The sequence below is a fragment of the Amycolatopsis nivea genome (assembly GCF_004522235.1).
In the GTDB taxonomy this organism is placed as follows: domain Bacteria; phylum Actinomycetota; class Actinomycetes; order Mycobacteriales; family Pseudonocardiaceae; genus Amycolatopsis; species Amycolatopsis nivea.
The window spans coordinates 84040-107530 of record NZ_SDLT01000018.1; the positions used below are offsets into that span (position 1 = coordinate 84040).

At 69.9% G+C, this 23491-nt stretch carries 19 protein-coding genes and 1 pseudogene; 6 read left to right on the forward strand and 14 right to left on the reverse strand.

The window, feature by feature from the left end; translation table 11 throughout:
- Positions 1-81: 81 nt before the first annotated feature.
- Positions 82-822 (reverse strand): alpha/beta hydrolase, encoded by a 741-nt coding sequence (locus EIZ44_RS21920; protein ID WP_240691373.1) that lies wholly within the window; start codon positions 820-822, stop codon positions 82-84.
- Positions 823-888: 66 nt separating this feature from the next.
- Between EIZ44_RS21920 and EIZ44_RS21925 the strand changes: the two genes are divergently transcribed.
- Entirely contained in the window at positions 889-1617 is a 729-nt protein-coding gene (locus tag EIZ44_RS21925; protein ID WP_037814721.1) for an SIS domain-containing protein, read from the forward strand.
- A gap of 99 nt (positions 1618-1716) precedes the next feature.
- On the opposite strand, the gene EIZ44_RS21930 is transcribed toward EIZ44_RS21925, so the two are convergent.
- Entirely contained in the window at positions 1717-3582 is a 1866-nt protein-coding gene (locus tag EIZ44_RS21930) for an ABC transporter ATP-binding protein (RefSeq protein WP_134730888.1), read from the reverse strand.
- Positions 3583-3827: 245 nt separating this feature from the next.
- On the opposite strand from EIZ44_RS21930, the gene EIZ44_RS21935 reads away from it, so the two are divergent.
- Complete coding sequence (locus EIZ44_RS21935; RefSeq protein ID WP_205673261.1) at positions 3828-5138, forward strand: glycosyltransferase 87 family protein; 1311 nt, start codon at positions 3828-3830, stop codon at positions 5136-5138.
- On the opposite strand, the gene EIZ44_RS21940 is transcribed toward EIZ44_RS21935, so the two are convergent.
- The 8 genes and pseudogenes from EIZ44_RS21940 to EIZ44_RS21970 all read right to left on the reverse strand — a co-directional run bounded on the left by EIZ44_RS21940 (position 5125) and on the right by EIZ44_RS21970 (position 13918).
- Complete coding sequence (locus EIZ44_RS21940; RefSeq protein ID WP_003071237.1) at positions 5125-5334, reverse strand: helix-turn-helix domain-containing protein; 210 nt, start codon at positions 5332-5334, stop codon at positions 5125-5127. The two genes, EIZ44_RS21935 and EIZ44_RS21940, sit on opposite strands and share 14 nt — an antisense overlap.
- A 179-nt stretch (positions 5335-5513) precedes the next feature.
- Entirely contained in the window at positions 5514-6488 is a 975-nt protein-coding gene (locus EIZ44_RS46285) for an ABC-F family ATP-binding cassette domain-containing protein (protein WP_370334306.1), read from the reverse strand.
- Between the two features lie 75 nt (positions 6489-6563).
- Positions 6564-7151, reverse strand: a pseudogene (locus tag EIZ44_RS46290) (ATP-binding cassette domain-containing protein); the annotation flags it as partial.
- Positions 7152-7309: 158 nt separating this feature from the next.
- The gene (locus tag EIZ44_RS21950; protein ID WP_167754236.1) at positions 7310-7987 is read right to left on the reverse strand and encodes an acVLRF1 family peptidyl-tRNA hydrolase; all 678 of its coding nucleotides are present in this window, start codon (positions 7985-7987) and stop codon (positions 7310-7312) included.
- 48 nt (positions 7988-8035) lie between these two features.
- Entirely contained in the window at positions 8036-10888 is a 2853-nt protein-coding gene (locus EIZ44_RS21955; RefSeq protein ID WP_134730893.1) for a S8 family serine peptidase, read from the reverse strand.
- A gap of 200 nt (positions 10889-11088) precedes the next feature.
- Positions 11089-11820 (reverse strand): barstar family protein, encoded by a 732-nt coding sequence (locus EIZ44_RS45165; RefSeq protein ID WP_205673262.1) that lies wholly within the window; start codon positions 11818-11820, stop codon positions 11089-11091.
- 3 nt (positions 11821-11823) lie between these two features.
- Positions 11824-12315 carry a GNAT family N-acetyltransferase gene (locus EIZ44_RS21965; protein WP_134669640.1) on the reverse strand — a complete coding sequence of 164 codons (492 nt, stop codon included), beginning with the start codon at positions 12313-12315 and terminating at the stop codon, positions 11824-11826.
- Between the two features lie 40 nt (positions 12316-12355).
- Positions 12356-13918, reverse strand: coding sequence for a deoxyguanosinetriphosphate triphosphohydrolase family protein (locus tag EIZ44_RS21970; RefSeq protein ID WP_134669642.1), 1563 nt, complete (start codon positions 13916-13918; stop codon positions 12356-12358).
- A 38-nt stretch (positions 13919-13956) separates the two neighbouring features.
- On the opposite strand from EIZ44_RS21970, the gene EIZ44_RS21975 reads away from it, so the two are divergent.
- Together EIZ44_RS21975 and EIZ44_RS21980 are read left to right on the forward strand one after the other, a co-directional pair.
- Complete coding sequence (locus EIZ44_RS21975) at positions 13957-15063, forward strand: lycopene cyclase family protein (protein ID WP_134730895.1); 1107 nt, start codon at positions 13957-13959, stop codon at positions 15061-15063.
- Between the two features lie 145 nt (positions 15064-15208).
- Positions 15209-16888, forward strand: a complete 1680-nt coding sequence (locus EIZ44_RS21980) for a GGDEF domain-containing protein (RefSeq protein ID WP_043833253.1) — start codon at positions 15209-15211, stop codon at positions 16886-16888.
- Here the strand turns inward: EIZ44_RS21980 and EIZ44_RS21985 are convergent.
- Both EIZ44_RS21985 and EIZ44_RS21990 read right to left on the reverse strand, forming a co-directional pair.
- Complete coding sequence (locus EIZ44_RS21985; protein WP_043833251.1) at positions 16872-17516, reverse strand: response regulator transcription factor; 645 nt, start codon at positions 17514-17516, stop codon at positions 16872-16874. The two genes, EIZ44_RS21980 and EIZ44_RS21985, sit on opposite strands and share 17 nt — an antisense overlap.
- A complete protein-coding gene (locus EIZ44_RS21990) occupies positions 17513-18712 on the reverse strand; it encodes a sensor histidine kinase (RefSeq protein ID WP_134730897.1) in 1200 nt (399 codons plus the stop codon). The genes EIZ44_RS21985 and EIZ44_RS21990 overlap by 4 nt, the downstream gene beginning before the upstream one ends.
- Before the next feature lie 83 nt (positions 18713-18795).
- Here EIZ44_RS21990 and EIZ44_RS21995 point away from each other — a divergent pair, with 83 nt between their 5' ends.
- Positions 18796-19521 carry a class I SAM-dependent methyltransferase gene (locus EIZ44_RS21995; protein ID WP_134730899.1) on the forward strand — a complete coding sequence of 242 codons (726 nt, stop codon included), beginning with the start codon at positions 18796-18798 and terminating at the stop codon, positions 19519-19521.
- A gap of 159 nt (positions 19522-19680) precedes the next feature.
- Here the strand turns inward: EIZ44_RS21995 and EIZ44_RS22000 are convergent, their stop codons facing one another.
- Positions 19681-20223, reverse strand: a complete 543-nt coding sequence (locus tag EIZ44_RS22000) for a snapalysin family zinc-dependent metalloprotease (protein WP_134669685.1) — start codon at positions 20221-20223, stop codon at positions 19681-19683.
- 173 nt (positions 20224-20396) lie between these two features.
- Here EIZ44_RS22000 and EIZ44_RS22005 point away from each other — a divergent pair, with 173 nt between their 5' ends.
- The gene (locus EIZ44_RS22005) at positions 20397-22316 is read left to right on the forward strand and encodes an ABC1 kinase family protein (protein ID WP_134730901.1); all 1920 of its coding nucleotides are present in this window, start codon (positions 20397-20399) and stop codon (positions 22314-22316) included.
- Between the two features lie 672 nt (positions 22317-22988).
- Here EIZ44_RS22005 and EIZ44_RS22015 read toward each other — a convergent pair.
- Complete coding sequence (locus tag EIZ44_RS22015; RefSeq protein WP_134730905.1) at positions 22989-23414, reverse strand: hypothetical protein; 426 nt, start codon at positions 23412-23414, stop codon at positions 22989-22991.
- Between the last annotated feature and the right edge of the window lie 77 nt (positions 23415-23491).

The window sequence follows — 23491 nt, forward strand, 5'->3', positions numbered from 1 at the left end:
TCCGAACGGGCTTTTCGAGCCCTTCCCCATGATATTCCCGCTTCGTCCCCGTCGCCCTCGCGACCGGGCCGCACCCTCCGGTTACCCCGGAATGCGCAGCCGGTCGCCGGAGGGGCGGGACCAGGCCTGACGAAGAGTCTCGTCCGTCTCGCCCACTCCGATCCGGTCCAGTGTGAAAGCACACATGAGCCGGGTCCAGACCGCGGGACGGCGGATCATCGAATGGCCCTCGCCGGCGATCTCGAACCGCGCGACCAGGTCGGTGACCTCGCGGGCGCGCGCGGCGAAGGCGTAGGACTCGGCGGGCGAGGTCATCCGGTCGCGGGTGCCGTGCGCGATCAGCACCGCGCGGCCCGCGACGGCGTCCACGGGCTCGCCCTGCGGCGTCCACGGGGCCATCGCGCACACCCCGGTCACCGCGGGATCGTCGGCGACGCGCAGCGCGACGCGACCACCCATGGAATGCCCGACGAGGACCACCGGGAGCCCCGGATGGTCGGCGCGGATCCGTTCCAGGGCCCAGCGCGCGTCCGGCACCGGGCTTTCCGTCCGCCCGTTCCAGCCGTACAGCCGGTTCCGCATGAGCCGGACTTCCAGCCCGTGCCGCTTTCCGGCGCGGTGCAGCGAGCGGGCCAGCGGCACCATCCGCTGGTAGGCCAGCCGCCACGGCTGGACGGCCGCGGTGCTGCGTTCGGCCCCGCCGTGCAGCACGAGCGCCACCGCGCGGGTCTGCCCGGGGGCCCGCCACACCCGCACAGCCGGATCCGTCCGGCCGTTCCGCCGTTTCCCGTTCACCGGCACCCCCGTTTCGATCAACTCCACGGTAATCCACCACGAAGCGTGTCCACCCGATAGATTCGGTGCCCGGACCCGCGAGGAAGGGCAGGTGTGGTGAGCGCCACGGATCTCGTGAAGAACACTTCGGACCAGCTTGCGGCGGCCGCGGAGGCCAACGCCGCGCACGTGTCCGCCGCCGCCGACCTGCTGCTGGGGGTGATCCGGGCCGACGCGCTGGTCTTCACCGCGGGCGCCGGGCACTCGCTCGCGGCGGTCGCCGAGACGTTCTACCGCGCGGGCGGGCTCGCCTGCGTGTATCCCGTGTACCACCCGGAACTGCTGCCGCTGCACGGCGCGCAGCAGAGCACGCGCACCGAGCGCCGTTCCGGGCTCGCCGAAGAGGTCTTGGCCGAACGCGCACCGGGACCGGACGACGTGCTGGTCGTGTTCTCCACGTCCGGCGTGAATCCGTACCCGGTCGAACTGGCAGCCGGCGCACGCCGCCGCGGCGCCTCCGTGATCGCCGTGACGTCGCGAGCCTGCGTGGCTGCGGCACCGCGCCGGTCCGCCACGACGCTGGTCGAGGAAGGCACCGTGGTGCTGGATTCGCTGGTGATTCCCGGCGATGCCAGCTATCCCGCCTCCGCACCGCGCACCGGTCCACTGTCCACTGTGGTCAATGCGTTTTTGTGGAACCTGATCCTGGCCGAGGTTTACGACCGCGGCACCGCCGAGGGGCTCGACGTTCCGTTGTGGCGCAGCTCCAATGTGGAGGGTGGCGACGCGGCGAACGCGGCGCTGCTGGCCAAGTACGAACCCCGGGTGCCCGCGCTGCGCTGACCCACCCTCTCCGCTGAGGGCCGTGAAGGGCTCCTTGAGGGAATCAGATTCCCTCAAGGAGCCCTTCACGGACCTTGCCAACGGCCGGGGGCATTCGGGTCAGGCCGCAGCGGGCTCCTCCGCGAACTGCGTGTGGTACAGCTCCGCGTACCGCCCCTCCGCAGCCAGCAGTTCGTCGTGCGTGCCGCGTTCCACGATGTTCCCGTTTTCCACCACCAGGATCAGATCCGCCGCCCGCACGGTCGACAGCCGGTGCGCGATCACCAGCGACGTCCGGCCTTCCAGCGCGCCGGTGAGCGCTTCGCCCACCGCGGCCTCGGATTCCGAGTCCAGGTGCGCGGTCGCCTCGTCCAGCACCACGACCTTCGGCTGCGCCAGCAGCAAGCGCGCGATGGTCAGCCGCTGCCGTTCGCCGCCGGAGAGGCGGTAGCCGCGTTCGCCGACGGTCGTGTCCAGTCCGTCCGGCAGCGAATGCACCAGATCGCCCAGCCGCGCCTTCTCAAGCGCGGCCCAGATCTCGTCGTCGGCGACGTCCGGGCTCGCGTAGCTCAGGTTGGCCCGGATCGTGTCGTGGAACAGGTGCCCGTCCTGGGTCACCACGCCGACGGTTTCGCGCAGCGAAGCGAAACTCAGGTCCTTGACGTCCACATCGGACAGCCGGACCGAACCGGCGTCCACGTCGTACAGCCGCGGCAGCAGCGAAGCGATCGTCGACTTGCCCGCACCGGACGAACCGACCAGCGCGACCATCTGCCCGGCTTCGGCGCGGAAGCTGATGCCGTGCAGCACCTCTTCGCCGCCCCGGCTGTCCAAAGTGGCCACGTCCTCCAGCGAGGCGAGCGAGAACTTGTCCGCCGCCGGGTATCCGAACTTCACGTCGGAGAACTCGACCGAAACCCCACCCTCGGGCAGCTTCTTCGGCTCCGCCGGCTCCTTGATCATCGGCTCCAGGTCCAGCACCTCGAAGACCCGCTCGAACGACACCAGCGCGGTCATCACGTCCACGCGCACGTTCGCGAGCGCGGTCAGCGGCGTGTACAGCCGGGTCAGCAGCAGCGCCAGCGCGACCACGGTGCCCGGTTCGAGCTTGCCGGTGAGCGCCAGGTAGCCGCCGAGTCCGTAGACGAGCGCCTGCGCGAGCGCGGACACGAGCGTCAGGCTGGTCATGAACCAGCGCGTCAGCATCGCGGTGCGGACGCCGATGTCGCGGACCCGTCCGGCGCGGAGGCCGAAGTCGGCGACCTCCTGGCGCGGCCGTCCGAAGAGCTTCACCAGCGTGGCGCCCGGCGCGGAGAACCGTTCGGTCATCTGCGTGGTCATCCCGGCGTTGAGCTGCGCGGCCTCGCGCTGCAGCCCGGCCATGCGGCGGCCCAGCCTGCGGGCGGGCAGCACGAAAATCGGCAACAGGACCAGTGCGACGAGCGTGACCTGCCACGAAAGCGACACCATCACCACCAGCGACAGCACCAGCTGGATCACATTGGTGACCAAACCGGACAAAGTCGCCGTGAACGTGCGCTGCGCCCCGATCACGTCGTTGTTGAGCCTGCTGACCAGCGCACCGGTGCGGGTGCGGGTGAAGAACGCGATCGGCAGCTTCTGCACGTGCTCGAACACCGCCACGCGCAGGTCGTAGATGATGCCCTCGCCGATCCGCGACGACTGCCAGCGTTCCGCGAGACCGAACCCGGCGTCGAGAATCGCGAGCGCCGCGATCACCACCGACAGCCAGATGACCACGTTCAGCTCGTGCCCGCCCACGATCGCGTCGACGACCTTGCCCGCGAGCACCGGCGTCGTCACGGCGAGCACCGCCGAGATCACGGTGAGCACCAGGAAGGCCAGCAGCCGCTTCCAGTGCGGCCGGGCGAATCGCGCGACCCGGCGGACCGTGCCTCGGGTCAGGGCTTTCGGCGCGTCGCCCGCCCGCATCGCGGAGCTCAGCAGCGCCCAGGTGTTGTCCATCGGAGTGTCCCCCAGCTCGTGAAAACCTCTAGATTAGTTGAACTTTTTTCCGGAGATGCCCTGCACAACACCGGGACGCCCGGCATTCTTCCCGATGTCCGTGAAGGACTCCCCAGGGACTCGGATTCCGATCACGGACCTCGGGCCGGTGCGGGCCACGGGCGGTGGGATCCGGCGCGGCCCGGCTCGGTAGCCTGGCGTTTCGGGGTCGGCGAGCCGGGGAGGAAACGCGGGTGCAACTGCTGATGGCCCCTGCGCGTGCCGAGGAAGCCCATCCCGTGCGCGTCGCCGCCTGGGATCTCGTCTTCTATCTCGGCTGCTTCGCCTTCGCGCTCGGCACCGCGCTCGCTTCGGAGTTCTACGGCTATCGGATCTGGGGCAATTTCGCCGTCGCCGGATACGGATTGGCCGCCGCGCACAGCGCCTGGCTGACGATTTCCGCGCGCCGCGGAATGCAAACTAACGGCAAATTCGGGTCGCGCTGGATCGGTATCGGCGCGGTTGTCGTGCTCGCGATGTGCGCGCCGCTGGTGACGCTCGTGATCCGGCGGCTGACCGGAACGGACTGGCTGATCACCCCGTTCTCCTGGGCCGCGCAGCCGGAGGTGTGGGTGATCGAACGCAGCGCGGACCTGTTGCTGCGGAACGGAACCCCGTACATCGACATCACCGCGCTCCACCGCGCACCGGAAGTGAACGACTACACGCCGTACGGCCCGGTGATGACCGTTTTCGGGCTGCCGCGCGCGTTGTTCGGCGGCAGCCCGGTCCTCAATGCACTGACCGACGCGCGGTGGATGTTCGCGCTGGCCGCGGTGCTCTGCGCGTACGCGTCCTGGCGGCTGCTGAACCGGCCCCGGATCCCGGTTTTCGCCGCACAGCTCGCGATCGCCTGTCCGCTGACCGCGCTGACCTGGGCGGTCGCCGGACCGGACCTCGCGATCGTGGGCCTGCTCGTGCTGACGTTCGCGCTGGCCGCGTCGGGCCGTCCAGGATGGACCGGGTTCGTGCTGGCGCTGGTGATCAGCGCGAAACTCATCGTGGCGCCCGCCGCCGCGGTGCTCGCGGTCTTCGTTTACCAGCGGGCTCGCGGCGAAAATCCTTGGGCGGCAACAGGTCGCTTCGCGGGCGCACTGGCCGCGGCGACGATCGCGCTGCATCTGCCGGTGTATCTGGCGAACCCGGCGGCGTTCACCGAGCACGTGATCCGCTTCCCGCTCGGCATGGGCGCGGTCCGCTCCCCCGCGGCGAGCCCGCTGCCCGGGCATCTGATCGCGCAGGCCGGACCGGCCGGCACCGTGATTTCCCTGGTGCTGGTGGGTGTCGCGGCGGTGGCGATGCTGATCTGGCTGGCGCGCCGGCCCCCCGCGACGGGATCCGCTGCACTGACGCGAACCGCCGTCGGACTCGGCGCGTTGATCCTGCTTACTCCGGCCACCCGGTACGGCTACCTCGTGTACCCGCTGGTACTCCTCGGCGCCGCGCTGACCTTCCGGACGACCTCTCCGACCGTGCGCCCCCCGCGCAGCGGCCGCGCTGACGCTACTTCTTCTTGACTCGCGTGGCCCCGCCGCGCCCCCGCAACTGGACCCCGGACTCCGACAGCACCCGGTGGACGAACCCGTAGGACCGTCCGGTGGATTCGGCCAGAGCCCGGATGCTCGAGCCCTTCTCGTATTTCTTCTTCAGGTCAGCGGCCAGCTTGTCGCGCGTGTTGCCGGTGATCCGCGCGCCTTTCTTGAGATCAGCCACGTCGATCGCCTTCCCGCCGAGTGGTTGTTCCGGGCCATTCACGGCCCCTGCCGGGGCAATGATCGAACACTACGCGCCGGATTGCCAGACGACAGCCGTAAAACGATCGAAACCGCGATCACATTGGGCCATTCCAGTGCTTTGCCCGACACGGTCAGCACCCGAACGGACGCACTCGGTCAGGCAAGCTGGACAAGTTCCAGATAATCCGCCGACCAGTGGTCCTCGGTTCCGTCCGGAAGCAGGATCACGCGCTCGGGTTCGAGCGCCTCGACCGCGCCCGGGTCGTGCGTCACCAGCACGACCGCACCGGCGAAGCTGCGCAGCGCGTCGAGAACCTGTGCGCGGCTGGCCGGGTCCAGGTTGTTCGTCGGTTCGTCGAGCAGCAGCACATTGGCTTGGCTGGACACGAGTCCAGCGAGCGCGAGCCGGGTCTTCTCGCCGCCGGACAGGGTTCCGGCGGGCTGGTCGAGCTGTTCGCCGGTGAACAGGAACGAGCCGAGCAGGTTCCGCAGCTCCTGCGCGCCGGTGTCCGGTGCGAGATGGCGGATGTTTTCCCACACCGAAGCGTCGTGGTCGAGCGTTTCGTGTTCCTGTGCGTAATAGCCCAAACGCAATCCGTGACCCGGTTCGACGGATCCGGTGTCCGGGGTTTCCATTCCGCCGAGCAGCCGGAGCAATGTCGTCTTTCCGGCGCCGTTCAATCCGAGCACGACGACCTTCGAGCCGCGGTCGATCGCCAGATCGACGCCGGTGAAGATCTCGAGCGAACCGTACGACTTGGACAGCCCGTCGGCGGTGAGCGGCGTGCGCCCGCAGGAGGCCGGGTCCGGGAACTTGATCCGGGCGACCTTGTCCGCCTGACGCGTCTCGTCGAGCGAGGACAGCATCTGCTCGGCGCGCCGGGCCATGTTCTTGGCCGCGACGGCCTTGGTCGCCTTCGCCCCGAGCTTCGCGGCCTGCGCCTGCAGCGCGGACGCCTTCTTCTCGGCGTTCGCGCGCTCGCGGCGGCGGCGCTTCTCGTCGGTGGCGCGCGCGTCGAGGTAGCGCTGCCAGCTCATGTTGTAGATGTCGATCTCGCCGCGCGTCGCGTCGAGGAACCAGACCTTGTTCACGACGTCGCCGAGCAGTTCGACGTCGTGGCTGATCACCACGAGCCCGCCGTCGTGCTGCTTGAGGAAGCCGCGCAGCCAGTTGATCGAGTCGGCGTCGAGGTGGTTGGTCGGCTCGTCCAGCAGCAGGATCGTCTCGGACTTGCCGCCCGCGCCCGCCTCGGCGGCGGCGAACAGGATCCGCGCCAGCTCGACGCGGCGGCGCTGACCGCCCGACAGCGTGCTGAGCGTCTGGGACAGGATGCGGTCGGCGAGGCCGAGGTTCGAGCAGATCCGCGCCGCCTCGCTCTCCGCGGCGTACCCGCCGAGCGAGGAGAACCGCTCTTCGAGCCGCGCGTAGCGGTTGATCGCCTTGTCCCGCTGCTTGTCGTCGACCAGCTCGGACATCGAGGTCTGCGCTTTTTCCATGTCGCGCAGCAGGGTGTCGAGCCCGCGCGCGGACAGCACGCGGTCCTTCGCGGTGACCGACAGGTCGCCCTCGCGCGGGTCCTGCGGCAGATAGCCGAGTTCGCCGCTGCGCCGGACGTCGCCGGCGTGCGGTTCGCCCTCGCCCGCGAGGACCTTCAGCGAGGTGGTCTTGCCCGCGCCGTTGCGGCCGACGAGGCCGATGCGGTCGCCGGACTGGATGCGGAGGGTGGCGCCGTTGAGCAGGATGCGCGAACCGGCGCGCAGCTCAAGGCCAGTGGCCGTGATCAAGAGAACTCCCGGATACGGGGGCGGTCAGGTGGACGTGCTGGAGCGCCCCGGCACCGCGTGCGATGCGGGGCGGGCGGCTACTCTCTCTGGATCCGCACCAATGCCCTGTTGACCACGAACCCAGTGTACGGGTCGGCGTCGAACGGTTTTCGCGGCCGTGTCCGGATTCACTCGGGTCCCGGTGTCCGATCCCTCACCACCAGGTGGACGGCACGCGCTCGCTGTGCCGCTTCGGCCAGCACCTCATAGCCGGGCTCGGGAATCTCCAGCACCCGCGGCTCCGCCCGGTCGAACAACTCGGCTAGCCGTCGGTCCGAGCGCAGTCCATCGAGCGCGCGACGGTCCCCGCCCAGCACCACAGCGTCCACTTCGGACAGTCGCGGCAACAGAACCTCGTACGCGTCCTGGGCGGCTGAGCGGAGCGCGGCCCGCGTCTGGCCTTCGCGGCGGCGGGCGAAGCGTTGCTGCGACCAGCCGCCCGCAGCGGTTCGGCCTTGCACGTGGTGGCGATCGGTTCGGGAGAGGACTACGCGGCCGTCGTAGGCGAGTCCGAGGGAGTGTCCGCCTTTCCGGACCAGCAGCAGCGCGATCAGCCGCGGTGTCTGCACGTGGCGGAGCAGGGGTTCGACGGCCAGTCCGGGGTATTCGCCTTGCTCGCTCAACGGTCCAAACGGGACAGTCGCGGTAGCTATGGTGCCGTTCTCGGCGGTGACTTGCACGTGCGTCGCGGCGAGAACGGTCGTGCGCACGCCGTGGTTGCGTTCGGCGAAGCGCGCGAACCAGCCGTCGAGCCGTTCGGGCGGGACTTCCACCGCCCGTCCGCCGCCTGCGACCTGTCGTGCCATGCCGGAAACGGTACGGGGCCGCCGCGCGGTGCGACGGCCCCGCATCGCTCAGGCCAGCTGAGGCCGCACCGGCCCGGTGGTCACCGTCTTGTGCACGTCCGCCGGATGCCCGGCCGAGACGTACCCGTTGACGTGCAGCGAAACGCTGCGGATCGAACCGGTGTCGCCGCCGGTGGTGTCGACGACCTTGAGCGTCCACGTGCCGTCCGCCGAAGCGCCGAGCTGGCTCTGCGCCGCGACCGGCCGGTAGGTGCCGGTGTACGGCGCGTCCCCGGACCCGGCCGAGCTGAACAGCTTGGTCGCGGAATCGTCGAAGACCACCTGGCAGAGGTTGTTCCCGCTGCCGCCGCCCTTCTGGAACAGCGTCGCCGTCGCACCGGAAGGCGAGGTCAGCGTGCCGACCAGGTCGTTGACGTAGGTGTGGTCGATGCCGACCGTGGTCGCTTTCTCCGCCGTAGTGCAGGTGGCGCCGTCGATCGAAAGCGACACCTTCGACGCGGGACCGACGCCGCTCACCACGAGCGGGACCGACGCGCCGAGCTGCGAATTGTCCGGGATCGCGACCGCCGGACCGGCGTAGGCGAACGCCTGCGAAACCGGCGACGGCGTGCCGACCGGCAGCGAGAACGTGCTGGTGCGCGGCGAGTACGAGCCCGCGAAAGTCACCTTCGCGCTGAGCACCACCGGCGAGCCCAGCTGCTGGCTTGCCGGAACCGTGACGGTGAAGTCGTTGATTCCGGTCTGTCCCGGGCTGATCGTGCCGTACGACTTCGCCCTCGGCTCGATCGTGACGCCCTGGGTCGGCGAGGTGAGCACCACGCTCGTGGAGACCGCGGTGCCGTCGCCGGTGTTCTTCACCGGCAGCGTGACAGTCGCGGTGTCACCGGGGTTGAGCGTGCTGCCGCCGCTGGGTCCGCGGACCGTCGGCTGCCCCGCTTCCGCGTACGGCTGCGGGCTGGCTCCGGTGTACGCGAGCACCTTGTCCGCCAGCAACACTCCGGCGCCGGTGAGGTTGTCCGTACCGGGTGCTTCGATGTCCACCGCGGTCTTGAGGAACGCCTCGCGAATGTCCGAAGAGGACAGTCCGGGATTGCCGGACAGCACCAGGCTCGCGATCGCGGCCGCGTGCGGTGCGGCCGCCGAGGTGCCGAAGAACGGGTCGAACCCGCTCACCGACGTGTGCACGCCGTCCGCCGCGGTGATTTCCGGCTTCTGCCGGACCTCTCCCCCGGTCGACGACACGTCGCCCGGCGTGATCGGCGTTCCGTTGGCTTCGTAGAACATGCGCCGCGGACCGTCCGAACTGAACCGTTCCGCCTTGCTGGCAGCGGAATACGCCGCCGGGTACGGTCCGGTCGGGTTCGCCGGGTCGCCCGGTTCGAGCGGCCGCCCGAACGCCGCCTCGGCCGGTGCCGCGGCGACCGCGAACGCCTTGCGCGCCGCGGCGTGGCCCACGACCGCACCCGGCGTGGAGTACGCCTTGAGCCCGTCCGCGGAATCGCGGAACCGGCTGCCGAACGCGGTCAGCGAGAGATACCGGCTCGCCCCGGAGAACTTCACCACGGCGAGCCGCAGCCCGGTGCCGCCGAACAGCGGGGTGGCCAGCTGCTCGTACGGGTCCTGGGTGCCGTTCTGGACGTCCTGGCTGAAGCTCACGACGTTGCCGCGCGCGTCGAGGAGGTAGAGGTCGTAGTCGTCCGAGGCCGCGCCGATCGGGTCGGACCAGTGCAGCGTCACCGGGATGCTCGCCGACGACGCGTCCGAGATCGGTTCATACACCTGTTTTCCGGCTGCGCCCGCGAAGTTGTGCGCGGTGCCGGCGAACTTGCCGATCGAGACTCCCGAATCGACGAAGTCGCCTTCCCAGTGCGCTGCGGTGCCGTCGGCGACATTGCCTTCATTGCCCGCGGAGGAGAAATAAAGCGCGCCGTCGGCCGTCACGTCGTTCACCGCTTGCGCGATGATCCAGTCCTGGAACGGGGATTCCTTGAAGTAAATGACGTCGTCGACGATGACGTCGCAATGCGCTTCGAAACGGAGCTTGCGGATGTTGTCGGCGAAACTCGCGTCGGAGGTGAATGCCGTGGCGAACCCGAGCTTGGCGTTCGGCGCGAGGTCATGGATGATCTCCAGCATCGCGGTGCCCTCGTCGCCGCTGCCGGCCTGTCCGGTCAGGACATCGACCGCCGGAAGCTCGCCCTTGGTGCGGGAAACCTCCAGGGAATCGACGCCGTCGGACAGCGCGCACGCCTTCACGCCGGTTCCGGTCACGCCGAACTGCTGGCGCGCCGTGTCCGCGTTGTGCGCCCGGTCGCCCGCGCTGACCACCTGCGTTTTGGTCCCGATCGCTTCCTTGAGCTGCCGGTCGATTCGATCGGCTTTCTGCTGCTTGGTTTCCGTGCCGTTCTTGTTTTCCCGCTGCCGCGCTGTCATCGCCTGATCCGCGGTTTCGACATGCTTCACGTCGCCGCGCTTCGCAATCTCCGGCAGTGCGGCCAACGGCACGTCGGCCCGGATGCTCGCCGCCGTGCTCGACACCGCACGCACCTCGGCCCCGGCCTTGCGCAGGTCGTTGACGAGCTCGTCGCTGACCTTCGTGACCCGGATGTCGACCAGTGCCTTGTCCGCGGTCTTGCCGATTCCGGGCAACGCGGCCGCGCTCAGGCTCCGCGTGCGCATCTTCTCCTGGACGAGCAGTTTGCTGTCTATTTTGGACTCAGTCGCGGTCTGTCCTGCTTTCACCGCTTGCAATGCGGCGATCTGACTGTTCGCGGTAGAGTCCACAGTAGACTCCTGCGCATCGGCCAAGGGCGGTGTCACCAACCCGGCGGCAAGCACCGCCGCGGCGACCACGCCCGTCCGTCTTCTTGTCGAGGCTCCAGGTGAACGGGTACGACGCACGTGCGCCCTCCGATCTCGCACCGCGTGCCCCGACTCACGCTGGCCAACGCCGGTGATCACCGGCTGGATCCAGCTAAGTACCACTTCTGTCCGGGAAAAACGGCCGTTGGAGTGACGTTGGTGAGGCAATATCCGTTGCCCGCCGGACGTCGTAGGCCGTTCGGCGGAGCTGCTGCCGCCTCGGTTGTCCTGGCGAGGGTTTACTGGACAGCGGATTCACGCTCGTGCAGTTCGATGCGGTGGTCGGCGAACACTTCCGCGACCGCCTCCACAAACGCATCGCCCAAGGTTCGGCGGGATTCCGCCGCGGCGTGCCAGACCACCGGATAGCGCGGAGTTGAAGCGGGTTCGCTGCGGAGACAGTCGTCGAGTGCGTCCAAGTTGCTGCCGAAGTGACCTCCCGGCCCGTTCGCCGCCTCGCCGAGGGCGCAATAGAACGAGTCCTCGGAGGACAAGCCCTGCCCGTCGATGACGATGTCGCCCGTGTTGTAGCGCATCGCGCGCTTCCCGGAGAAGAACCACGCGTTTTGCACGACGTGCAGCCAGTCGCCGTGCTGGGCCGCGGGATACCGCGTCCACTCGCCGGGCAGGATCGAGCCGCGGCGCCATCGCGACCAGATCGCCTGCGCGTGCGGATAAGGCCAACCGTCAGGAAACGGAACTTCGAGGTGCACCGATCCATCCGGTGTCCGGACAAGGTTCTTCGGCCGCAATTCCAGGCGGCCGAACCAGTAGTGGCCGATGGCCTTGCCAGCGCCGTCGACCACCTCGATCTCCGCGTCCTCGACAGTCACCGGGATCGCCTCAGCCGCGCCGACCACGTTTTCGATAGTTACCAGCCCAGCAGCCCGGCCCTCGCTGAGGAAGCCGGACATCGATTCGAAGGCCAGCGCAAACCCCGGACGGTCCGCTTCGGACAGAAGCCGATACAACGCTCACAACTCCAGCCACATGATCCGCAACCCCACCCGCCCCTCCACCGGATGCTGAAACGCCCCCGGTGCGATCCCCAATGTCACGAACCCCAAACTCTCATACAACCGAACCGCATGAACATTGGTCTCCACCACCGCGTTGAACTGAATCGCCGCGAACCCCGTCCGCCGGGCCCAAGCGATCAAGTCCACCACCAAGGCCCGCCCGACGCCGTGGCCTCGGGCGTCCCTGGACACCATCAAGCTTCCCGAAGCGACATGACTGCCCGGGCCCGGCCGGTTGGCGTACATGTTCGCCGTGCCCAGCACCCGATCCCCGTCGGCCGCGACCACGACCCGCGCCGGGGCTGCGACCAGCCACTGCTGACGGGCTTCGGATTCGCTCATCGCCGGGTCGTAGGGGAACGTCTGCTGCTCGGTCACCACGTCCCGGATGATCGGCCAGATCCCCGGCCAATCGTCGGCGCCAGCGTCCCGGATCGTCAACGGCATCTGTCTACCGTGCTGACCGGCCCCGGCGAACGCAACCTATTTACAGCACAAAGGAATCCGACCAGGGCTGGCTCGACCGGCCCGACAAAGCGTCCAGCAAGGTCACCGCCTGCTTGTCCGTCAGCGAAGCCACGAAGTCCACGACCGCGCGTCCCCGGGCCAGTCCGCGCACCGCGTCCGCGCCCTCGATTCGTTCGCCCGTCGCGCCCACCAGCAGTTCCGGCGCGACCCGGGCGAGGTCCGAGTACTCGCCGTGCGCCAGTTCCATCAGATCGTGCAGCCGACGCGGCAAGCGGGAAGCCTCGTCGCGGTCCAGGAGCCACGCGTCCAGCGCGTCGACCAGCGTCGTGACCAGACTGGCCTGGCCGCGCTGGTGCAGGGCGAGATCGGGGCGCAGCAACACAAACCGCCGGTGGACGAACTTCAGGACCTGCACCTCGTGCCACTGCGCGGGACGCAGCGACACATGCCCGGACCGGGTCGGGGGCGACGACAGGACGAACACCCCGTCGACCAGCCGTGCCATCCAGCTCGCCGAGAAGGCGGCCGTCGCTTGTTCGGCTTCGGTCGAGCCGTCGAAGCCGTCCGCGAGAAGGCCGTCGACCAGTTCTCGCTGGACTCGGGCGACGGCCGCGGCGAAGGCGTCGTCGTCCACGATCCAGCTGTCCTTCAGGTGCATGCGGCGGCGCATCCGCTCCAGGGAACGGCCTGGCCGGCGAATTTCCGCGGTCAGCCGGGCATCGTCCAAAGAGGCCAGCTCGACCGCGTGCGCCAGCCACTCCCCCAGTTCGGCGGCGACGGGGGCGTGCTGCAGGACGCCGATGCGGTGGAAATCTTGCAGATCGTGGATCGCGTACGCGATGTCGTCGGCAGTGTCCATAACGGACGCTTCGACCGTCTGCTGCCACGGCTCGATCCGCCCGGCGAACGGGGCCCGCGACTGCTCGAAGTCGTCCAATTCCGTGACATACGCGGAAAACTTGCTCGCGCCGGTGCCGGGAGCGTCGTCCGGCTCGGCCGCGCCGCGAGGCGGCAGCGGCATCGCGGTCGGATGCGGCTGCGGGTAATGCAGCCGCGCCCACGGGTACTTCAGGACCGCGGCGCGGACCGCGGTCGTCAGGTCCAGGCCGATGGCGGACGGGCCGCGCACGTCGGTCGTCGTGACGATGCGGAACGACTGCGCGTTGCCCTCGAAACCGTCGGCCAGGCCGAACCGGTGCCGGGCGATCCGGTCCAGGATCTGCTCGCCGAGATGCCCGAACGGCGGGTGCCCGAGGTCGTGCGCCAGCGCGGCGGCCTCGCACGCGTCCGGATCGCAGCCGCCGAGTTTCGCCGCGAGTTCGGCCGACTCGCTCGATCCGGTGATCCGCTCCGCGATCCCGCGCGCGACCTGCGCGACCTTCAGGCTGTGCGTCAGCCGGTTGTGCAGCAGCCCGGCGCCGCCGGCGCTGACCACCTGGGTGACCCCGCCGAGCCGCGCGAAGAACGGCGACGCGGTGATCCGGTCGCGGTCGACGCGGAACGGGCTGGTCGCCAGATCGGTGAACCCGCCGGTCCCGTCCTGCGGGTCCCGCCGCGCTGCCCTCGGATCGGTCTCGTCCATGTGTCCCACCGTATCCGGCCGTCCGGCAGGATTGCGGGATGACCGACGTGCTGGTGGCGGGCGGCGGCCCGGCCGGACGGGCGCTGGCGGCCGCGTGCGCCCGGCGAGGACTGGAAACGGCCGTGCTCGACCCGGATCCGCACCTAAAGTGGCCGAACACTTACGGACTGTGGGCAGACGAAGTGCCGGAGCTGCCGGATAAAGCGATCGCCGCGGCTCCGGCGACGACGCTCGCGTTCGGGACCCGCGAGCACCGCGTCGACCGGGCTTACCGGGTGCTCGACAACGCCGGGCTGCGCGAGTGGCTCACCGAACCGCAGGTCGAGGTCGTCACGGGCAAGGCGACCGGCGCGGAACACGGTCCGCACGGTTCGACGGTCCTGCTCGCCGACGGTCGACGGCTCGCAGCCGCTGTGTTCGTCGACGCGTCCGGTGCGCCCAAGCTCCGGGCTCCGCGCGCTGAGCAGACCGCGTACGGGCTCGTGCTGCCCGCCGACCAGGCCGAGCGGCTGGCCCCGCCCGACACTGCTGTCTTCATGGACTGGCGCGACGGCACCGACAGCTTCCGCTACCTCCTGCCCCTCGGCGACGGCTCCGTGCTGGTCGAGGAGACCTCGCTCGCCCGCAAACCCGGGCTCCCGGTGTCCGAACTGGCCCAGCGGCTGCACGCGCGGCTCAAAGCGGCGGGAATCCGTCCGGCGGGCCGGGTCGAACAGGTGCGGATCGTGCTCGACGTCCCGCTGCCGAAGCGCGGCCAGGCGGTGCCGTTCGGGGTCGCGGGCGCGCTCGTGCACCCGGCGACCGGTTTCAGCCTCGCGACCGCACTGCAGCTCGCGCCTCGCGTCGCGGAGGCTCTCGCAGACGCGTTCGACGCAGGTCCGGCGGCCGCGGCCGGCGCTGCCCGGAAGGCATTGTGGCCGCCGGAAGCCCGTGCTGTGCATGCCTTGCGCCGCCACGGACTCCGTGCATTGTGCGGAATGTCACCCGCTCAGTCGGCGCAATTTTTCGACCTGTTCTTCGAGCTCCCGATCCCGGCGCAGCGCGCGTTCACCTCGGGCCGCGCCGACCTGCCCGGCACCGCCTCGACCATGGCAAACCTGTTCCGCGCCGCCCCGGCCCGGCTGCGTCGGCGGCTGCTCGGCTGAGTCCGTGCCGGGATTGTTGCCTTGCCCGATCGAGCGAACGGGAAAACCATTTTGTTACTCCGATCCGGTGGCCGAAGTGCCGCGCCGGTGAACATCAGCTGACAACGGTTTCGCGGCCCCCTTCGGCGGTGCGAGTATCGCGTCCGTGACGACGCTGCGTGCGGTCCGATTCGCCTTCCAGCCGATGTACAGCTTGCACACCGGCGGGGTCGTCGCGTACGAAGCGCTGGCCCGGCCGGGCCGGGGCACAGCGCACGAACTGCTCGCCGAAGCGCGCCGCGCGGGCAAGCTCACCGAGGTCGACCTCGGGCTGGCCGCCGCCGCGGTGCGCCAGGAGGCCGAGCGGCCCAGCGCGCTCCCGCTGCACCTCAACGTCTCCGCCCGCACGCTCGCGTCGCCGCTGGAGGCGTTCGACGAGCTGATCGCCGAACTCGGCGCGGCCGGACGACGCACCCGCGACGTGGTGCTCGAGGTCGGGCCGCCGTTCACGCACCTGCCCACCGGCCGCCTGCTCGACGGCATGCGCGCGCTCACCGAACAGGGCTTCCGGCTCGCGCTCGACGGGCTCGGCCGCGGCGACCTGCCGCTGGCGCTGCTCGCGCAGTCGCCGGTGGACCTGGTGAAACTCGACCGCAGCGTGCTGCGCGGCCTGCCCGGCGACCCGGCGTCGACGGCAGTGGTCGAGGCGCTGCTGCACTTCACGACGCGCACGAACATCCGGCTGGTCGCGACCGGCATCGAAACCGAGTCGCAGCTGGACGCGGCGCAGAGCCTCGGCGTCCGGATCGCGCAGGGCAACCTGCTCGCGCCGCCCGCCGCGCACCGGTCCGCGCCCGCCTCCGGCGCGGTCATCCCGGAGGACCGGCGCACGCCCGCGCCGCCGCAGGCCCCGCGCGTCGGCGACTTCCTGCGCCCGGCCACGACCCTGCCGGTCGACGCGACCTGCGACGACGTCCGCGAGGTGCTCGCCGCCGCGGACGCACCGAGCGGGGTGGTCGGCGTCGACGCGGACAACCGTCCACAGTGGTCAGTCGACCGGACCCGGTTCCTCGTCACCATCACCGGTCCGTACGGACACGCCTTGCACGCGAAGCGGCCCGCCGCCCGGCTGGCGGACAAACCGCACCTGATCGAGGCGGGCGCGAGCGCGCTGGAATTCCTCGAACTGGTCACCGACGCCGACTGGGGCCGCACCGGCGACGACGTCGTAGTGGTCGACGCGTCCGGGCACTGTCTCGGCGTGGTGCTGGTGACCGAGGTCGTGCGCGGGGTCGCCGAGGCGAAGGTCGAGGAGGCGGTCACGCTCAGCCCGCTCACCCGGCTGCCGGGCAGTGAAGCGGCGGCGCGCGACGTGGAACGCCGGATCGCGAGCGGCGAGCAGTTCGTGGCTGCGTGGCTGGACGTCGACGCCTTCAAATCGGTCAACGACAACGCTGGTTTCGCCGCGGGCGACGACCTGATCCGCGCCCTGGGCGAAACGCTCACCGACCTCGCCCGGCGGCTGCCGCGGATGCGCGTGAGCCACGTGGGCGGCGACGACTTCCTGATCGTGTGCGACGTCGACGAGATCGGCACGGTCGCCGCGGCTTTGCTGGACACGCACTGGTCCGCCGAAGGCATGCCGGTCACGGTTTCCCTGGCGACGCTCGTGTGCGGCAGCGGCGCCATTCCGTCCTATCGGGACGCTTCCCGGCTCCTCGCACCGCTGAAGAAACGCGCCAAAGCGGTTCCGGGTTCGAGCTGGGTCCTCAGCCGCCCCGGCAGCGACCGCGTCGAAGTCCTGCGCGGCATCGGCCGGGACGTCGCGATCAGCCGGTCGGCCTGACGAATCCCGACTCGTAGGCCCGGATCACCGCCTGCGTCCGGTCCCGCGCGCCCAGTTTCGACAGCACATTCCCGACGTGCGTTTTCACCGTCTGCAGCCCCAGGAACAGCTCCGCCGCGATCTCCCCATTGGACAGTCCCGCCGCCATCAGCCGCAGCACGTCGCGTTCCCGTTCGGTCAGGAAGTCCAGCGGGGCGGCGGCACCCGGCGCGCGGCGAGCGGCCATGCCCCGGATCGCGGCCGGGAACAACAGCGAATCCCCCGCCAGCACCGTGCGGATCCCGGCGACGATCTCCTCCGGGCGCGCGCGTTTCAGCAGGAATCCGCTCGCCCCGGCGAGCAGCGCGTCGTACACGTAGTCGTCGTTTTCGAAGGTGGTCACCACGATCACCTTCGGCGGATCCTCCACAGTGGACAGCAGATGCTCCGTCGCGCGGATCCCGTCCACCGCGGGCATCCGCACGTCCATCAGCACGACGTCCGGCCGCAGCTGCCCGACGAGCCCGGGTACCTCCGCGCCGTCGGACGCCTCGCCGACCACGGTCAGATCCGGTTCGCTGTCCACGATCGCGCGCAGCCCGGCCCGGATCAGCCGTTCGTCGTCCACCAGCAAGACTCGCACGCTCACCGGTTCCCCCACGGCACCGTCACCACGACCTCCCAGTTATCGCCGACCGGTCCCGCGGACAGCTTGCCACCCACCAGTTCCGCCCGCTCCGCCATGCCCCGTAGACCGCGTCCGCCGCGGGCGCGCGACGGCCGGGCCGAGCCGAGCGGATTCGCGACCGCCGCCCGCAGCCGCCCGTCCGCGACCGCCAGCGCGACGGTGACCGGCACCTTGCCCGCGTACCGCACCGCGTTGGTCAGGCATTCCTGCAGGATCCGGTACACCTCGCGGGAAACCACCGCCGGCACCGCGGCGATGTCGCCGTGCACCTCGTAGCGGCACTCCGTCCCGGACTGCTGCGTCACGGTGATCAGCGCGGGCAGGTTGGCGAGACCCGCGTGCGGCGTCCGGTCGCGTGCTTCGTCGCGGAGCAGGCCGAGCACGTGGTCGAGGTCGTCGAGCGCGGTGCGGGCGGATTCCTCGATCGCGGTGAGCGCTTCCTCGGTGAAACCGGGGTCGGTGTGCAACGTCCGCCGCGCGGCCCCGGCTTGCAGCGTGACCACCGAAAGCGCGTGGCCGACGGAATCGTGGAGTTCGCGCGCGAGCCGGGTGCGTTCGGCGAGCTGGTCGGTGCGGCGTTCGAGCTGTGCGATGCGTTCGGCGGCGGACCAGCCGAGCAACCGGGCGGCCACGCGGCGCAGCACTCCGCCGAGGCCCCACACGACGTAGATCAGCACGACGAAAGCCGCCACGAACGCCGCGGGCAGCCACGCCGAAGCCCAGCCGCGCGGAACCGTCAGGTGGAAATCCGGCGTGTCGACAAGCCGACCGGTGAAGACGGCGTTGATCGCGAACCCGAACCCGGCAGGCACCGCGAGCGTCGCGAGACCGGTGCACAGACCGGTCACGACGTGCAGCACGAACATCGTCGCGCACCGCAGCCGTCCGCGTCCCGGCGCGGGCTGGGCGAGCAGTTCCCGAACCGCCGCCGCCTCCAGGACGCGCACCGCGGGCAGGAACGCGGTCGCGGCCAGCACCACGAGCATCACGACGAACCCGGCGAGGCTCGCCCACCCCATCGTCGTGGCGAACGGCACCAGCGCGGGCATCGCGACCATGGCGAGCAGCAGGTACGGCACGCTGAGCGCGGCGCCGAGGATCAAGTACACCCACCGGCGATAGGTGACCCCGCTGACCAGCGGACGGAAGAAACGCACCCGCCAATCCTGACAGGCGGCGCCAGCGGACGCCTCCCTCCAGGGCGGGACCCGGCGGCCGATTTTCTGGCACCGTGGACCGCATGCCGCCTGAAGAGAGCACCGTCGTCAACGACTACGACCTGCTGGCCGACACCTACACCCGATGGTCGGACACCGAAATCCAGAACGCCTACTACGAGCGGCCCGCCGTGCTGGCGCTGGCCGGGGACGTGGCCGGGCGGCGGATTCTCGACGCGGGCTGCGGCGCCGGGCCGTTGACCGTCGCGCTGCGCGATCGCGGCGCGGAAGTCTCCGGTTTCGACCTCAGCAGCGGCATGCTCGACATCGCCCGCGAGCGGCTAGGACCGGATGTGGACCTGCGCATCGCCGACGTGGCCGAGCCGCTCCCCTACGCGGACAACGCGTTCGATGACGTCGTCGCCTCACTGGTGCTGCACTACCTCGAAGACTGGGGCCCGACGCTCGGCGAGTTCCACCGCATCCTCAAGCCCGGCGGACGGCTGATCGTGGTGGTCGACCATCCGTTTGCCATTCACCTGCTGCAGCGGCAAGCCGGGCAGCAGACCGACTACTCGACCACCTACGAGTGGACCGAGACCTGGGAAATCGACGGCCGCACCATGCCGATGAGCTTCTGGAACCGGCCGGTGCACGCGATGACCGACGCGTTCACGGCGGCCGGGTTCCGGATTGCGGTGCTCAGCGAGCCGAAACCGGTTCCGGAGGCGGAAAAGCTGTTCCCGGAGGACTACCGGATGCTGTGCGTCAGCCCGAGCTGCCTGTTCTTCGTGCTGCACGCGGAATGAGAGCGCGCAGGCCGGGTCCGCTCCGGCCTGCGCGCAGTCCTCAGTAGACAGTCGACGTAACCCCCGGCCGAGATCGTGCTCCCTGCGCGTGCCTGTTCTTCCGGCAGCAAGCCGAATGAGAGCGCGCAGGCCGGGTCCGCTCCGGCCCGCGCGCAGTCCTCAGTAGACAGTCGTCGTGACCCGCGTGCCCGCGGCGCGGACTCCGTTGGCCCACAACTGCTGCACCTTCGCCGACTCCTGCGCGTCCGGCTTCGCGTTGGTGCACGACGTGCCCGGACCGTGCCCCGACATCAGTTCCGTGCACGGCCCTTCGTAGTGGTCCGGCAGCCCGAGGTTGTGCCCGAGTTCGTGCGCGGCGATGCGGGTCGGGTCGTAGCCCTCCGCGACCTGGCTCGTGTCCAGGTAGACGTCGCCGTTGCCGTGTCCGTCGGTCTGCGTGTACGAGCCGCCGCTGTGCACCTCGTGGATGGTGATCGTCGCCTTGCCCTCGTCCTTGACCAGTTGCACGTCGGTGACCGCGGCGTTCCAGTTCGCCGCGCCCTGGTCGATCTGCGCGAGGTAGTCCGGCGCGCCTGCCGAGCTGTAGTAGACGGTGGTCGCCGCGGCGGCGGACGCGGCGGGTGCGGTCGCCAGGCCGAAGCCGAGCGGCACGGCGGCGACCGTGGCCAGTGCGGCGATCCGCCGGAACCCTCGTGCGTGCATCGTGTCCTCCGTACTCATCGGGGAAAGCAAGCAACCCTTTGTCCGCTCGATGACGTTAGAAGTTCACCACCGGGGCCGACTACGTCCGAAAGTAGGGCGCTCCCCCGCGAGAGGGAGGCCCGTCCCGCCCCGGCTGGATCCGCACGCGCCGCCGTGCTGGTGTGCTCTTCGGCATGCAAACGCTGCTGCTCGGCCTGGTGGCCTACGTCGTCGTGCTGTGGCCGCTCGTCGCCGCGGCCCGCAAAGTGCTCGGGGTGCGCGTCGGTCTCGTCCGCGCGCTCGGCGCCGCGCTGGCCGGCTGGCTCGTCGCGGGCACTGCCGTCCGACTGTTCCCGATCGCCGTGCTCACCAACGCCGGGGTCGCGATCGGACTGCTGATCCCGTTGGCGGGCAGCGCGCTCGCGGTGACCCTGCTGGTCCTGTTCGTCGCCGAACTCGCGGTTCCGTCCGGCGGATCGGGACTGTTCGCCCGGATGCGCTCGCTGCGATCCCGCGCGTCCCGCGCCCGTCGTTACTCGCGGATCATGCGCATCGCCATCCGCCACGGCCTCGGCTCGTTCCTCACCGGCCGCCGCACCGCGGGACCTGACGGCTCGGCGAAACTCGCGCGATCGCTGCGGCTGGCATTGGAAGAAGCGGGCGTGACGTTCGTAAAGCTCGGCCAACTGCTCTCGACCCGCGCCGATCTCCTGCCGCCGGTGTACATCCGCGAACTCAGCAAGCTGCACGATCAGGTCCCGCCCGCGCCCGAAGACGAGGTGCGCGCTTTGCTGCGGGAGGAAATCGACGTCACCGCCTTCGCCCACATCGACGACGAACCCCTTGCCGCAGCGTCGATCGCGCAGGTTTACGGCGCCCGGCTGCGGTCCGGCGCCGAGGTCGTCGTGAAAGTGCAGCGGCCCGGGATCCGCGAGCAGGTGGAACGCGACATCGACATCGTCCGCCGCCTAGCCGCCGTGCTGTACGAACGCGCCGGCTGGGCACGTTCGCTCGGTGTCCGGGAACTGGCCGACGGCTTCGCCGAATCCCTTGAGGACGAACTCGATTTCCGCACCGAAGCCGCGAACATCGAAGCCATCGCCGCACATCCGGTCCCCGGCGTCACGCTTCCGACTGTCCACAAAGCACTGTCCACAGAGCGCGTTCTGGTGATGCGACGACTGGACGGCAAACCGCTCGCCACAGGTTCCGCGCACTCCCGCGAAGAACTCGCCCGCACTTTCCTGCGCGGCCTGCTAGACCAGGTACTGCTCGGCGGGGTGTTCCACGCGGATCCCCACCCGGGCAACGTTTTGCTGCTCGAAGACGGCACCCTCGGCCTGCTCGACTTCGGCTCCGTCGGCCGCCTAGACACCGGCCTGCGCGCCGGCCTGCAAGCCCTGCTGCCCGCCATCGACCGCGGCGACCCAGCCGGCGTCCGCGACGGTTTGCTGGAAATCGTCAACCGCCCGGACGATCTCGACGAACAACGCCTGGAACGCGCCCTCGGCGCCCTGCTGGCCCGACACTTCGGCCCCGGCCGGACGCCCGGTCTCGACCTGTTCACCGGCCTGTTCCGCGTCATAGCCGACTTCCGCCTCGCCGTCCCGCCGCCGATCGCCGCGGTGTTCCGCGCGTTGGCGACGATGGAAGGCACCCTCGCGACGCTAGCCCCGGACTTCGACCTGGTCGCCGAATCCCGCGCATTCGCCACCGAACGCATCGGCCTGCGCCCGGACACCTTGCGCCGCACCGTCACCGACGAATTCACCGCCTTGCTGCCAGTGCTGCGCCGCCTCCCCCGCCGCGTCGACCGAATCGGCGCGGCACTGGAGGAAGGCAGACTGTCGGTGAACATGCGCCTGTTCTCCGACGAACGCGACCGCGACCTGGTGACCGGCCTGGTGCACGAGGTACTGCTGGCCCTGGTCGGCATCGCAACCGGACTTATGGCCGTACTACTGCTGTCCAGCTCGAGTGGCCCGCAGTTGGTGCCCGGACTGACGCTCAACCACGTGTTCGGCTACAACCTGCTGATGATCAGCGCACTGGCAGGACTGCGACTGCTTTTCGTCGTCTTCCGACGCTCCGGACGACGGCCCCGAACCCGCTGACCCTCGCCCCAACCCTGCTCGGCGAAGTACGTGAGGGCCACCCTGAGGAACTCTGATTCCGTCAGGGTTCCCCTCACGACCGCACTCCGGTAGCGCCCCAATGCGGCATTGGGTGCGTCAGACGCACCGAACGCCACATTGGGTGCGTCCCACGCACCCAATGCCACATTGGGGCGCTATCCCACCCACCAACCGCAGCCGGTGCACCCAACGAGCGAGGCACCCAGCCCCTCCCCCGCACCCCGATACGAAGCTCTCCTGCGGTTCGGGGGTGCTTGTCAAGGCATCTTTCCCGCCTTGACAAGCACCCCCGAACCGTCAGCACAATCAAGCTTCGGGGTGCCCCACGCAACCACCGTGCGCGATGTCGCCCCCAGGCGACGAGCCGCCCGAAACCGCGACACCCTCACCACCGCGGCAAGTCACGCCAAGCATCACCCGGCCCAGCAGAGTGAAATACCCCTGCGCAACGGCATACGCGCCAGCCCCGCCGAAAACCGGCGAAGCACGCAGAAAACCAGCCACGGGGGCCAGAAACCCGTCGATCACCGAGCGAGGATCAACCGGACCCGCGAATCCGTCACGCAGCCCAGAACCGCGCAGACGACCAACGCCCCTCTATCCACAACGGACCCACAACCACCCACCCCCGTATAGGCCGTTATACAACCCCTACTCCCGAAGGATCGAATTAAGCGGCCGCCCAACATCCCCATAAACAGGCATCAACCCAGGACTAACCGTGAACGCGACCGTCCCGGCCAGCGCCACCACCACCGTCAGCCCGCCCAGCAGCGCGCCTTTGCGGGCCAGGTCGCCGCCGTAGCGCAGTCCTCCCCCGAGCCGCCCCAGGACCACCGCCAGCACCCCGGCCAGCAGCGCCAGGAACCACAACGCACCGAGCACCAGGACGAACACCTCGGCCACGAGCGGATACACCCCGGCGGTCAGCATCCGGGGCCGGACCAGCAGCCAGGCCAGCCAGGTGAGCACCGCGAGCGAGAAACTCACCGCGGCCACGGACACCGCTCCCACGGCCAGGCCGCGGCTGGGTCTTTCCTCGGAAGAACGCACGGATTCGGAGTCGGGTTCGGTCATTGACCAGTAATAGCACCCGCCCCCGACAGAATCCGGCGTTCCGCCCGGCAGCGCCCGAAAGCACCAGCCCGGATACG

Excerpts from the sequence above, each read along its gene's own strand:
- EIZ44_RS21950 (WP_167754236.1), bottom strand. The coding sequence starts at position 7,987 with ATGGCACGACAGGTCGCAGGCGGCGGACGGGCGGTGGAAGTCCCGCCC.
- EIZ44_RS21975 (WP_134730895.1), top strand. The coding sequence starts at position 13,957 with ATGACCGACGTGCTGGTGGCGGGCGGCGGCCCGGCCGGACGGGCGCTG.
- EIZ44_RS22015 (WP_134730905.1), bottom strand. The coding sequence starts at position 23,414 with ATGACCGAACCCGACTCCGAATCCGTGCGTTCTTCCGAGGAAAGACCC.
- EIZ44_RS22005 (WP_134730901.1), top strand. The coding sequence starts at position 20,397 with ATGCAAACGCTGCTGCTCGGCCTGGTGGCCTACGTCGTCGTGCTGTGG.
- EIZ44_RS21995 (WP_134730899.1), top strand. The coding sequence starts at position 18,796 with ATGCCGCCTGAAGAGAGCACCGTCGTCAACGACTACGACCTGCTGGCC.
- EIZ44_RS21970 (WP_134669642.1), bottom strand. The coding sequence starts at position 13,918 with ATGGACGAGACCGATCCGAGGGCAGCGCGGCGGGACCCGCAGGACGGG.
- EIZ44_RS22000 (WP_134669685.1), bottom strand. The coding sequence starts at position 20,223 with ATGCACGCACGAGGGTTCCGGCGGATCGCCGCACTGGCCACGGTCGCC.
- EIZ44_RS21935 (WP_205673261.1), top strand. The coding sequence starts at position 3,828 with ATGGCCCCTGCGCGTGCCGAGGAAGCCCATCCCGTGCGCGTCGCCGCC.
- EIZ44_RS21930 (WP_134730888.1), bottom strand. The coding sequence starts at position 3,582 with ATGGACAACACCTGGGCGCTGCTGAGCTCCGCGATGCGGGCGGGCGAC.
- EIZ44_RS21965 (WP_134669640.1), bottom strand. The coding sequence starts at position 12,315 with ATGCCGTTGACGATCCGGGACGCTGGCGCCGACGATTGGCCGGGGATC.